7 protein-coding genes and 2 pseudogenes are annotated in these 12,488 nt (G+C 66.2%); 6 read left to right on the top strand and 3 right to left on the bottom strand.

Annotated features, from left to right (window positions below):
* Positions 1-153 (top strand): hypothetical protein (locus tag EET03_RS31805; RefSeq protein WP_244232453.1); only part of this gene is annotated, 153 nt, incomplete at its 5' end.
* A gap of 12 nt (positions 154-165) precedes the next feature.
* Here the strand turns inward: EET03_RS31805 and EET03_RS20330 are convergent.
* Positions 166-2,890, bottom strand: a pseudogene (locus tag EET03_RS20330) (DEAD/DEAH box helicase family protein); the annotation flags it as partial.
* Between the two features lie 113 nt (positions 2,891-3,003).
* On the opposite strand from EET03_RS20330, the gene EET03_RS20325 reads away from it, so the two are divergent.
* Entirely contained in the window at positions 3,004-5,379 is a 2,376-nt protein-coding gene (locus EET03_RS20325; protein WP_099194240.1) for an APC family permease, read from the top strand.
* Positions 5,380-5,418: 39 nt separating this feature from the next.
* On the opposite strand, the gene EET03_RS20320 is transcribed toward EET03_RS20325, so the two are convergent.
* Positions 5,419-6,573, bottom strand: coding sequence for a PPE family protein (locus EET03_RS20320; protein ID WP_075541346.1), 1,155 nt, complete (start codon positions 6,571-6,573; stop codon positions 5,419-5,421).
* A gap of 48 nt (positions 6,574-6,621) precedes the next feature.
* Positions 6,622-7,803, bottom strand: a complete 1,182-nt coding sequence (locus tag EET03_RS20315) for a PPE family protein (protein WP_099194239.1) — start codon at positions 7,801-7,803, stop codon at positions 6,622-6,624.
* Between the two features lie 1,045 nt (positions 7,804-8,848).
* Here EET03_RS20315 and EET03_RS20310 point away from each other — a divergent pair.
* The 4 genes and pseudogenes from EET03_RS20310 to EET03_RS20295 all read left to right on the top strand — a co-directional run bounded on the left by EET03_RS20310 (position 8,849) and on the right by EET03_RS20295 (position 12,376).
* Positions 8,849-10,297: an MFS transporter gene (locus EET03_RS20310; protein ID WP_075541343.1), complete on the top strand. Its 1,449-nt coding sequence runs from the start codon at positions 8,849-8,851 to the stop codon at positions 10,295-10,297.
* 650 nt (positions 10,298-10,947) lie between these two features.
* Positions 10,948-11,199, top strand: a complete 252-nt coding sequence (locus EET03_RS29885; RefSeq protein WP_136625735.1) for a PPW family C-terminal domain-containing PPE protein — start codon at positions 10,948-10,950, stop codon at positions 11,197-11,199.
* Positions 11,200-11,348: 149 nt separating this feature from the next.
* Positions 11,349-11,947, top strand: a pseudogene (locus EET03_RS20300) (DUF222 domain-containing protein); the annotation flags it as partial.
* Positions 11,948-12,037: 90 nt separating this feature from the next.
* Positions 12,038-12,376, top strand: a complete 339-nt coding sequence (locus EET03_RS20295; protein WP_075541345.1) for a phospholipase D-like domain-containing protein — start codon at positions 12,038-12,040, stop codon at positions 12,374-12,376.
* Positions 12,377-12,488 lie beyond the last annotated feature (112 nt).

Genomic DNA, 12,488 nt, shown 5'->3' with positions numbered 1-12,488 from the left:
GTTAGCGTCGTCGGCCCAGTTGGGGCCGCCGTCAAGCGTGGAGCCGACCGTAAGACCCGGCCAAGCCGGGCTGGTGGCCGTGAAGCGCGGAAGGGACGCAGCCTCAGGGCTGCCGAACAACCCCGAGCGGGGTGCAAGTCGCGTGACCGCTAAAGATCACTCACTTGCAACGGCATTCCGCGGTGGACCGATGTGCTGTCGCCACGACTGCAGTAAACACTCCAGGCGGTCCTTGCGGCGGGCGAACCACTGCGGTACACCGTGCCAGGCGATGGCGCCGGGCAGCGGCAGGCCGACGACGGCGCGGGTCGCGAAGAGGCTCCGGGCAACGCGCCCGGTGGGTGGTGTGAGGATCTTGCGCCCGATGAGGTAGCGCGGTTCGGTCAGCGGGGCGAGTAGCTCGTCGAGGGCGGCGGTGAACCGGTGCGACTGCTCGGTGGGCACCCCGCCGAGTTCGCAGCGGATCCAGCCGTCGGGATCCACGGTGATTCGCAGCGCGTCGGATCCTCGGTCGGCGCCGCCGGCGGCCCGCAGCGCCCGCGACGGCGGCGGCCAGCTGCTCGAGAGCGTTGGGTGCGTGGGCCAGTCGACGGCTTTGGGCTAGGGCAGCAGCCGCCAGCGCCCCGACGCTGGTCGCGATGACGCCACCGGCGGTGGCGGCCGCGGCGAGCGGGCCAAGACTGGTGCCGGCGAACGCGGCGCCGCCGGCCGCGCCGGCCAGGGACACGCCGGCGACGACGGCCCTGGCCGCCCGCAGCGAACTGCGCCGCCCCGGCAACGACGGGACCAGGGCCGAAGCCGGGATGCCGGGTGCGGCGACGCCCGGGGAGCGCTGGGGATCGGATGCGGATGGTTGCCACATCGGTTCCTTGGTAGGGCTCACCGATCCGCCACCACGCCCGGGCCTGGCCGCGTTCGGCGACGCGCTGCAGGGCCCGGGCGGTGATGCCGGCATCGGCGGGCGGCGGGCCGTAGGGCGACAGGTAGGGATCGCAATGGGTCACCCCCGACTCGATCAGCCCTTGCGGACTCACCGCGAAGTACGCGTCGTGTTTGCGCACCAGACGCAGGTAGTCGGCGTCACCGCGCGGGTGATCGGGACTGACGCAGCACACCGACCAGTTGTCGGCCACCTTGTCGCCGTCGGCGGGATCTCTGCGCAGTGCCCGGCCGCGCATCTGGGTGATCGCTCCCGGGGTTGTCGCACTGGTCAGGTCGACAGTGACGTTGACCGCGGCGCAGTCCCATCCTTCGCCCAGCAGGGCGCGGGTGCCGACCAGCACGCGGGCGCGTCCGGTCATGAAGTATTCCGTGGCCAGCGTGACCCGGGTGCGGGGGCCGAAGTTGCCGTTGCCGCGCACGATCCGCAACCCGGGATGGGCCTGCAGCGCCTCGGTGCGCACCAGCGCGCCCCGGGCGGCGCAGAAGGCGATCAGGTCGTCTTCGATCGCGGCCGGACAGGCGAAGGTTTGGCCCGTCACGAGCAGGGGACGCAGCGGGGCGCCGCGCCGAGCGTCGGACGCGGCAAGCATCGCGGTGACCAGCTGGGCCGACCCGGACAGGTCGGTGACGGGTGCGCCCTTCAGCGACGTGGGCAGCGTGCCGGTCATCGATTCGAAGTCGCACAGCACCAGGGCCCGCAACCGCGCCCCAGCACAATTTCCTCGGCATCGAGGATGTGGGTCGTCGCCGCGACTTTGGACTCCGACAGCGCGCACACCCGGTCCACCGGTGAGGTCGCGACTCGCACTCCGTGACTGGTGAGCCGGTAACCGAGGCCGGGCAGCACCCGTTTGATCGCGGTCAGCGCCTGCGCATCACGAGGATCGTCGCTGTCTTGCAGGTGGCCGACGGCGAAGTCGGTCAATACGGTGACCCAGTCGTGGGCGTCGGGCGCAACCCGGTGCTGCTCGCGCAGGCGGGCGCCGCCGGGTAGCGGGATGAGGCCGTCGAAGGCAAAGCGCAGCCCGCTTGCGGCAAGGGCGGGTTCGGCGCGTTCGAACGTCGACCACGCGATCTGGTTGCCGTCGCGCGTCGACCGGTCCACGATCCGGGCGCGCAGCCAGGCGGCCAGCGACATGCTGCCCACTTGTTGGTCGACGAGTGCCAGCATGAGATCGGCGAAGCGAGCGCGTTCGGTCGCCATCCAGGCCTGTTCCTCCGGTGTTGGCCCGGTCAGGTAGACCAGCTCTTGATAGGGGGCCAGGTCGCCCTCTTTGACCAGGGCTGGTGTGCGGACGACGAAGTCGGCCGTGCCGAACAGTTCGTCATGCAGAGCCCGCTGCCACTCGGTGAGCGCGGTCGCCGGGGTCGCGGTCAGCCCGATCAGCGCCGTCCGCGGCCCCAGCACCGACACCAACGCCCCGACCAGCGCCCCCCACGTCGCCAGCAGGTGATGACACTCGTCGAGCACCAGCGTCCACGGTCCCAACGATGCGGCCCGCTCGATCAATGCCCTGCCGTTGGCGTGCAGCAGGCCCAACAAGGCTTGGCGGTCCCGGGTGCGCAGGATCGCCCGCCGCACCGCGGCATCCGTTTCACCGTCGATGACCGCCAGCGACTGATACGTCAGCACGTTCATCGCCGATGTCAGGGCACGGTCGGTCCCGCACGCCGGCGCCGACGGGTCCGGTGACCGAAACCTGGTATTCCACGCGGCGGCCCACTGTGCCTGCACCGCCGTGTTGGGAACCAGAACCAAGGTACGGCGCCCCATCCGGCGCGCGGCTTCCAGTCCGATCATCGTCTTTCCGGCGCCCGGCGGCAGCACCAGATACGATCGGTTGTCGCCCGCGGCGACATCGGCGTCGAGCGCGTCCAATGCCTGCTGCTGATACCGTCGCCATTCGCCGGTGAAGCCGCGGGAGTGCAGGTCACGGCCAGGCTCCACGAGTGCCCACCCTAACCAACCCGCAAACAGACGCCGGCTTGGCAGAATGCATCGAATGCTTCGTCAGCGCTCAAGGAGCGCTGCGCCTCGGGTAAGGAGTGGTCGTGACCGCTTTGGCTGGTAATCAGGCTGCCAAGCCGGCGATCCCGCTGTCGCTCGGCGACATAGTCAAGCGGGTCTTTCTGGGCAAACCGCTCATCACCGAGAATCTGGCAGCCGAGAAACTGTCGAATCCCGTTGCGCTGGGCGCACTCTCGCCGGACGCCATCTCGTCGACGGCCTATGGTCCGGAGCAGATCCTGATCGAGCTGCTGCCTAATGCCGGACTGGCGGCCTTCGCGTTGCTGTTGCCCACCACGGGCGTCATCCTGCTGATCCTGGTGCTGGTCACGGCCTCGTATCGGCAGGTCGTGATCGCCTATACCCGGGCCGGCGGTTCCTACATCGTGGCGCGGGAGAATTTCGGACCGCGCGTTGCGCAGATCGCGGCTGCGGCACTGCTCATCGATTACGTGGTTACCGTCGCCGTGCAGGCGGCGGCCGGGACCGTTGCGGTGGTGTCGGCCATCCCGGCGCTGGGCCCCTACAGCCTGGAAATCACGGTCGGTGTGGTGATTGTTATCTGTTATGCGAACTTGCGGGGCATGCGCGAAGCCGGACTGCCTTTCGCGGCGGCGACGTACTTCTTCGTCATCATGATCGCCTTGACCATCATCACCGGTGTTGTCCGCCAAATATTCTGGGAATTGCCGATATACGATCCTGCGCAACTACCGGGAACGGTACCCGTCCACCAGGGGAACGGGTTGGTGATGGGTGCAACCATCCTGGTTGTGCTGCGCGCATTCGCCAACGGCGGTTCGTCGCTGACGGGCGTGGAGGCAATCTCCAATACCGTCGATGTATTCCGGAAACCGCAGGGCCGCAATGCTCGTCGGGTTCTCACCACGATGGCCTGTGTTCTCGGTTTCCTGCTGGCCGGTGTGGCCTACCTTGCCTATGCCACTCACGCAACGCCCTACCGCACTGAATATCCTTCGGTCCTTTCCCAAATCGGGCGAGCGGTGTTCGGCACCGGGGTAATCGGACACGTCTTCTTCATTCTGGTCCAGGCCTCAACCGCGGCAATCCTGTTCACCGGCGCCAACACCAGCTTCAACGGATTTCCGGCCCTGGCCAGTTTCGTCGCCGAAGACCGGTTCCTGCCCCGGCAGCTGACCAAACGTGGTTACCGCCTGGTGTTTTCGAACGGCATCATCACCCTGACGGCGCTATCGGTGGCGCTGCTGGTGATCACCGGCGGGTCAGTCAACGCGCTGGTCCCGTTTTACGCGATCGGAGTGTTCACCGGATTCTCGATGGCCGGCTACGGGATGACCAAACACCATCTGACCCGACGCGAACCCGGATGGCGTTACCGGCTGGCGATCAACCTGTCGGCGGGAATCTTATCCACGGTCGTGGTGGGCATCTTCGCGGTGGCGAAGTTCACCGAGGGTGCCTGGCTGGTCGTCGTCGTGTTTCCGATACTGGTGTTCTTCCTGATGCGGCTCAACCGCGAATACCGGGCCGAGGCAGCCATTCTCGAGATGTTCCGGACCGATCGTCCCGAGGTGGTGAGGTATGCCCGGCACCGGGTGTATGTCTTCGTGAGCTCGGTCGATCTCTCGGTGCTCGAGGCGTTGCGGTACGGAAAAGGGCTTCGCGCCGACGAACTGATCGCGGTGCATTTCATGGTCGATGCGGCCCACGCCGCGCAGCTGCGCAAGCGCTGGGATCACTTCGACCTCGACACCCCGTTGCGGGTGGTGGACTGTCCGGATCGGCGCATCAACCGCGCGGCGCAGCTGTTGGTTGCCCAAGCGCGCGATGAACATCCAGATACCAACGTGACGGTGTTGTTGCCGCGCCGAACCTTCGCGCCGGTGCTGGGGCGGCTGCTGCACGACCGCACCGCGGACAAGATCGCACGGGCTGTCAGCCTGATTCCGGACGCCGCGGCCACGATCGTGCCCTACGACGTCCAGTCCCGCATCAAGGAGGCCTACCCGGACGGCTTCGAGCAACGGGTGGCACGGGTCCTGGACAGATTCGAAGCGTGGGTTTCCCGGGGCGACGGGTCGGCCGTCTGCGCCTACGAGCATCCCGAGCGGCCGTCGTCGGTGATCACCGTGGCAGGGCTGATTCCCGGACAGCGCGCGACCATCGAAGGGCGGGTCAGTCAGGTCGAGGACATCAGCAAACGCGGGCGAACCCAGCGATGGATCCTGGTGGGCGATGAGAGCGGGGACATCCGGATCGCGTTTCCCGATGGGCGCAGCGGCGCCGACATCCAGCCGGGCCAGCTGTTGCGGGTCACCGGCAAGGCCCGCCAGAGCGGCAACCGGCCCATGTGGATGCTCGACCCCGGCTACCACGTGCTGGAGGAGCCACCGAAGAACCCGGATGCCGGAGACGCCGGAGCAGCGCAACAGGTCGGCAGACGGTAACGGGCACATGTGCTCGCCGGCGGCACGCATTGCGCCGGGCTATCCGCCGGACAGCGGACGCGGCATCGTGAAACGGCGACGACCCGTCCGCAACACCGGGGTGCCGGTGCGTCGGGCGACGTTGCCGCTCATCGGCCCCATGCCGGGCACCCGGTTGGAGATGGCGCGCGGTGAGTCTTCGCTGCCCGCCGGAACGGCGCGCAGACCGGTTCCGCGGGGCTGCGGCAGCGTATCGCCAACGCTGGGCTGCGAGCTGGCCGTCGTCCAGCTCTGCGGGACGGACAAGCGTCCCACCGTCGCAGCGCGCCCCACCCCGGCAAGCACGACACCGTTTTGTCCGGCGCGCACGGTGGGCGCCCGGGTAATGGGAAGGGCCTTGGCTTCGGCCTGGACGTCGGAGCGGTAAAGCCCGGTACCGAATCGGCCCGCCGAGGTGACGGTGCGGCTGAGGGCGGCGGCAAGATTCGCCGGGCCGGTGAGCGCATTGAAGTCGCTGACGAGCGTAAGCAACAAGGTCGGCCAGAACATCCAGCGAGAGCCCGAATGCCCTGCTGTTGCCAGGGTTTGCAGCAGCTGCGCCACCATTTGGCACAGTTTGGCGTGTTCGGCGCTCGAGGTGGCAACCAGATGCGCCGCCGCGGCCACCTCGTCAGCTGGTCCGCCGCCGGTTGTGCTCTGCGGCGGAGCGCTGAGCGGCACCGGTTGCGTGGCAACCAACGACGAAGCGGCGTAGCAGTACATCGCTGCCGCGTCCTGAGCCCACATCTCCACGTACGCGGCCTCGGTGGCGGCGATCATCGGGGTGTTCTGACCGAAGAAGTTGGTTGCCACTAGCGTCGCAAGCAGGATGCGGTTGGCGGCGACCACTTCCGGCGGCACCGTCGCGGCGTAGGCCGCCTCGTACGCGGCCGCCGCTGCCCGAGCCTGATTGGTGATTTGTTCAGCCTGCGCCGCCGTCGTCAGCGCCCACGCCACATACGGTGCGACGGCGCCGGCCATGGCGATCGCCGCGGCGCCCGACCAGCTGGTGTCCAGCAGCTCCGACAGCACTGTGGAATACCCGGCCGCGAACAGCTCCAGTTGCGCGGCGAGCGCCGCCCACGCCGACGCGGCGGCCAGCAGCGGTCCCGAGCCTGGCCCGGAATACATTCTGGCCGAATTGATCTCGGGAGGCAGTATCCCGAAATCAAGCATCGGCACCCTTTCTGTGCATGGACGGTCCGGGTTCAGGTAACCGACGTACTAGCCGCCGAGCGATGGGCGTGGCATCTTGAACCGGCGCGGCTCCACGCGCAATACGCTGCCGACGGTGGGACGCGTCGAGAAGCCCGCTATCGGCCCCATGCCCGCGGTCGGCGGCCCGGTGAGCATCTCCGGTGTCTCCGACCATGACGGGCCGCCGTCGAGTTCGTTGTCGGACAACCACATCGGCTCGTCGGCAGCCGCCACGGCGGGTGGATTTGCCGTCGCCCAGCCCTGCGGAACAGACAGCCGCCCGACCGGCGTCGCGTTACCCACACTCACCGTCACCTGGCCGCGAAGGGTTGCCGGGCCAACCGATTCCGCGCCCTTGGCGATCGCCTTCGCGGCGCCGCCGCCGGCCTGAATCCCGGATCGGTAGGCCCCGGTCAGGAAACTTCCGGCCGAAGTGCTGGTACGGCTGAAATTCGAGGCCAAACTCGCCGGGCCGGCCAGCGTGTTGAAGGCGCTGAAGGCCGCAAGTATCGTCGATGGCCCCAGCCACCAGGAATGGGCCGAATGACCACCCGCTGCCAGGGCTTGCAGCTGTTGAGACACCGTCGACATCAATTGCGTCAGGCTGGTCTGAGCCTTGCCGGCGGCCGATGCGGCGCCGGCTTGGGCCACCGCGGCGGATTGGGCTGCTTGCCCGGTGACGTTCGTGGTCTGGGGTGGTTCCCGGAAAGGGGTCAGTTTGGTCGCCGCCGACGACGCGGCGGCGTAACCGTACATCGCCGCCGCATCCTGCGCCCACATCTGCTCGTACTCGGATTCGGTCGCGGCGATGGCCGTGGTGTTCTGGCCCAGAACATTGGTTGCCACCAGCCTCGCCAACTGGTCGCGGTTGGCGATCACCAGGGCCGGCGGCACCGTCGCGGCGAACGCAGCCTCATAAGCGGCTGCTGCCGCACGCGCCCCGCCGGCAGCTTGCTCGGCCTGTGCTCCCGTCGCCGCCGCCCATGCCAGGTATGGTGCGACGGCACTGCCCATTGCCGCCGACGCACTGCCCGACCAACTTTCGCCTTGCAGCTGCGAGATCACGACGCAGTACCCGCGCGATGTGGACTCCAAGCCCGCGGCGAGTGCCTCCCAGGCTGCGGCGGCCGTCAGCATTGACGCCGAGCCAGGACCCGAATACATTCTGCCCGAGTTGATCTCGGGCGCCAGGGCCCCGTAGTCAAGTATCAGTTTTTCACCTTCCTCAGTTCCGCCCTCAGTTCCGCTCAGGTCGCGACAAGCCGAGCCGCGGGACTCGCTGAGCACGCGTGGCTAGGTCAGGCAATCGGCGGCTGACCGCGATGTTGCCAAACACAACGGACGCCGCTACAGCGGTTGTGTTGCAACGATTGTGGCTGTCGACGACCACGCGCAGTCAAGGGCGAGCAGGGCTGCCAACACACGTTGACCATCCGCCGCGTACTCACCTTGACAGCGCAAGTCACACTGACCAGTCAATTGTCGCATGCAATTATTGCATATAGATATCAAAAGCCGAACGATGCACAGGGGATTTACAGCTAACCTTCGGGTGTAACGATGCGGTCTAGCGGCCCGGCGTCGAGGAACTGTCCGGAAATCCCAATCTGTATGACACGAATTGCATTGGGGGTGGAAGTATTTCGAATTACGGATTGCTGGCGGCGGGACATGTCCCCGGCGACTCTGCTACGGCAGTACCGAATTGACTGCTCGACTGGGTTTCAGGAATTACGAAAGTACGGATATGGTTACGCGGCAAGCTATTTCGACCAACCAGGAAAATGCCGCAATCCGGCTGAGGGCTACATCGGCGGAAAGCGTTGCGGCTCTGCATCATCGCCGCTGCTCGGGCGTCGGCCGTGGCCCGAAGCCGAGCCGGGTCCGAGTGAGGTCCCGAGTGATGTGAAGCCTCAGCTCGGCTGGCAGTACTGGCCAAGTGAGCTGAAAATCTCCTGTGCGTCAGCGATGTCTAGTTGTCGGTTGGCCGCGATTGGGTTTCACTGTCGGGTGGTCGGTGTGACGGCGTGCAGCGGTGCCCGTGTTCGTCATTGCCCAGGTGTCACCGGTCGTCGTCAAAAGCCCCTTAGAACCGCATTGCGTGGCTGTCCGATCGGGTAGTCATTCGTGACGCGGAGGAAGAGCAAACGCACCGACCCACTGTTGCCCGATCTTCCTGAGTGAATGCACACTAAGCCACCAGGTATTGCCGCTCGGTGGTACGCCGACATCGTCTGTGAAAGGTAAGTACCGTATGGCGCGACCGCACCGCATCGCGGACTGGGATGCGGAGGACGCCGCCGCCTGGCGCGACGGCAACAACTTGATCGCCCGTCGCAACCTGATTTGGTCGAACGTGACCGGGCACATCGCCTTCTCCATCTGGTACCTCTGGTCGGTGATGGTGCTGTTCATGCCGCAGAGCGTCTACGGTTTTTCGACCGGCGACAAGCTGCTACTGGCGGCCACCGCGACGTTCGTCGGGGCGATCGTGCGAATCCCCTATGCGATGGCTACCACCAGGTTCGGCGGACGCAATTGGGCTGTTTTCTCGTCACTGGTGTTGCTGATCCCGACCGTCGGCGCGATGGTGTTGCTGGCTCACCCCGGCCTGCCCTTGTGGCCATATCTGGTCTGCGCCGCGCTCACCGGACTGGGCGGCGGCAACTACGCCGCTTCGCTGGCGCACATCGAAGGCTTCTACCCGCAGCGGCTCAAGGGCTTTGCGCTGGGCCTCACCGGGGGTTTCACCAACCTGGGGTCGGCGGCCATCCAGGCTGTCGGGCTCGTGGTGCTGGCGACCGCCGGTCACCAGGCGCCCTATGCGGTGTGCGCGGTTTACCTGGTGCTGCTGGCCGTAGCGGCCGTCGGCGCGGCACTGTTCCTGGACAACCTCAGCCACGTCATCGACGTGGGCCATGTGCGATCGGTTCTGCGGGTTCCCGACTCGTGGGCCATCTCGGTTCTCTACCTGTGCTGCTCCGGCTCGTTTCTTGGTTTCGCGTTCGCTTTCGGCCAGGTGCTGGTGCACAATTTCGTGGCCGCGGGGCAAACCCACGCACAGGCATCGCTGCACGCGGCCGAGATCGCCTTCATCGGCCCGCTGCTGGGATCGGTGGCGCGGATAGTTGGCGGCAGGTTGGGCGACCGCTTTGGCGGCGGTTACGTCACCCTCAGTGCGTTGGCCGCCATGGCGGGAGCCGGGGGGGTCCTGGTCGCGGTCAGCACCCACGACGACCTCACTCAGGGGCCTCGCGGAGGGCCCACCGTCCATACAATGATCGGCTACATTTTCGGCTTCATCGTGTTGTTCATCTGTTGCGGCATAGGCAAGGGCTCGGTGTTCAAGCTGATCCCGTCGATTTTCCAGAATCGAAGCCGCGCGCTGAACGTCACCGCCGCCGAACGCCGCGACTGGGAGCGGGTCATGTCGGGAGCTTTGATCGGGTTCGCCGGGACACTCGGCGGGTTGGGTGCCATGGGGGTCAACCTGGTGCTGCGGCAGTCGTATGTGAGCGCCGGCACCGAAACCCCGGCATTCTGGGTCTTCCTGCTCTGCTATATCGGCGCCACGACGTTGACCTGGTGGCGCTACGTGCGGCCGCATGGTTCGAGCCCGCCGAGATCGAAACCCCCGCGCCGAACGGGCCGCAATCAAAACGGAGTGGGAAATGCCGCTACCGAAGCGACTACCGCCCGCTGAGGCCGCTTTGCGCAGCGAGGACGATGGGGCTGAATGGTGAGCCGGTCACGAGTGTTGGCTTGGTGACGAGACCGCTTCCTTCGGGAAGGTAGTCGGCATATTCCGGTCGTCATCGATGGGCGTTCGTGACCGGGTCGCTTAACTAATCCTTATGAATCTATTGACGGTATCGATCGACGGATTCGCGCAAATTCTCCTAGCGTTGGCCCGTTCAGGACAACGAGCCGAAGGTGTAGGGGAGTGGCTCTTCTGCACCCTGGCAGCGATCGCCACCTGCGGAGCTAACCCTTCGGGAACCGCCCACAATGCCCAGATGCGACGCTGCGGCCAGCGCGTTACCGGCGGCATGGTGTCGGGCGGTGCGTCGTAATCCCACTGGTAATTCAAGACATTATTCAATGGAATCTTTCAGCAGCTCTTGCCGGATTAAAGCTGATTGCCAGCGATTTGTGGCAGATCGGCACCCACTTTTTCAACATCATCTACACGGCGTGTGAGATTCCCCTGGGCGTCGCCAACATGGTCATTCAGTGGATTGCGCAGAATTTGTTTGTTGACGCTGGGATAGTCGCGTTGGCCGGTGGCGTTGCCCCGAGTATGAACGCGTTGACGGGCGTATCCGCGATGGCTGAGGTTGGTCTGCTCCCGGCATGCTCCCGGCAGCTGCGGTTGCGGTCAGCGGTGTAGCTCCGGCGGGACTGGGCGCTTCGGCATCGGTCGTCCCGCCGGCGCAGTTGGCGTCACCGGCGGCCTCGGGCGGGGGGGCGGTGGGGTTTGCCGGGACTGCGCCCGCTGAGTCCGTCGGGTCGGCTGGCGGGTTGGTCGCCATTGGTGTTGGCGAGGGTCCGACGGTGCCGATCCTGCCAACGGCCTGGAACCCGGATCTGGCCGACGTGCTCTAGGCACGCACCCGCGCAGGCAGGACAAGTCAAATGGAAGACAGCCCGGCAGGGCGTCAGTCAGACCCAGGGTCACGACCTGCGCGGTAGTGCTCTTCCATCATCAATGTCATACCATCATCAATGTCATACCCGGCTGCGATGATGGGGTTATGTCGTCGACCGCCTCGCTGGGCTCTGCGCCGTTGTTGCCTAAGGAGCGCCTTGAGGTGTTGTTTGCGGAGTTGTCGGAGTTGGCGGGTCAGCGCAATGCGATTGATGGGCGCATTGTGGAGATCGCCGCCGAGATCGATCGCGACGAGCTGTGTGGGATGACCGGTGCGCGGTCGGTGGCGGCCCGTTGTTGGCCTGGAAGCTGGGCTAGTCGTCGACCAACGCGCACACGATCACCACGGTGGCGGGCCGGTTCGAGGAATTCCCACGGTGTGTGCAGGGCATGCGGGAGGGTTGGTTGTCGCTGGATCAGGTCGGGGTGATCGCCGCCCGCGCCGGTGCGGGATCGGATGAGCATTACCTGCAGCTGGCCCGGGTGGCCACGGTCAACCAGCTGCGCACCGCGGTCAAACTCGAACCGCGACCCCAACCCGATCCGCGACCGCACCCGCAGCCCGCGATCACCAAAACCACCACCGAGCAGGGCAGCTGCTATCGGATCAGACTTGCCCACCACGACGCGGCGAAGTTCGACGCCGCGCTGGCCTCTCATCGTGAGGCGCTGATCGGCGAGTGGAAACACGATCACCAGCGTGCGATCCATCAAGAGATATCAACGCGGGGAGAACCCGCGGCTCGGTGAGGCCAAGCAAGTCGCCGATGCCCTCGACTGCGACCTTCATGAGTTATGGTCCGACAAATCCCGGTGCTGTCCCCGCCCAGTTCACGGACCGTCGCGGTCAGTGTGTACGGCAGCCGGGCCGATGTCCCGGTCAGCGTGTGGAAGGAGCTCTTTGGAAACGCCGTCGAGCACATCGACATCCTGGTCTACGGCGGCACATTCTTGTTCGACGGCCTGCCCCGCTTCACCAAGATTCTGGCCGCCGCCACCAAACGCGGCGTGGCGGTCCGCTTCATCATCGGTGATGCCAAATCCACCGCCGTCGCGCAGCGCGGCGAAGAGGAACGCATGTTCGCGGGCATCCAGGGTGAGCACGTGGGGGTGGGGTTCCGGCGCTGGCGGTGAGCAGTGTGTGGGGTTGCGGTAACCCGATTTGTTGTTCGTGCTGCCGGGGCGGCACGGTGATCAGGTCAGTTGGTAGGCGACGGCCCTCCCGTCGTCTCTTCCCGGAGTGCTA

This window comes from Mycobacterium innocens (assembly GCF_900566055.1).
In the GTDB taxonomy this organism is placed as follows: domain Bacteria; phylum Actinomycetota; class Actinomycetes; order Mycobacteriales; family Mycobacteriaceae; genus Mycobacterium; species Mycobacterium innocens.
Note: the sequence above shows the minus strand (reverse complement) of the source record. Positions and strands in the feature narration are given on the sequence as shown.

Excerpts from the sequence above, each read along its gene's own strand:
- EET03_RS20320 (WP_075541346.1), bottom strand. The coding sequence starts at position 6,573 with ATGCTTGATTTCGGGATACTGCCTCCCGAGATCAATTCGGCCAGAATG.
- EET03_RS20310 (WP_075541343.1), top strand. The coding sequence starts at position 8,849 with ATGGCGCGACCGCACCGCATCGCGGACTGGGATGCGGAGGACGCCGCC.
- EET03_RS29885 (WP_136625735.1), top strand. The coding sequence starts at position 10,948 with ATGCTCCCGGCAGCTGCGGTTGCGGTCAGCGGTGTAGCTCCGGCGGGA.
- EET03_RS20295 (WP_075541345.1), top strand. The coding sequence starts at position 12,038 with ATGGTCCGACAAATCCCGGTGCTGTCCCCGCCCAGTTCACGGACCGTC.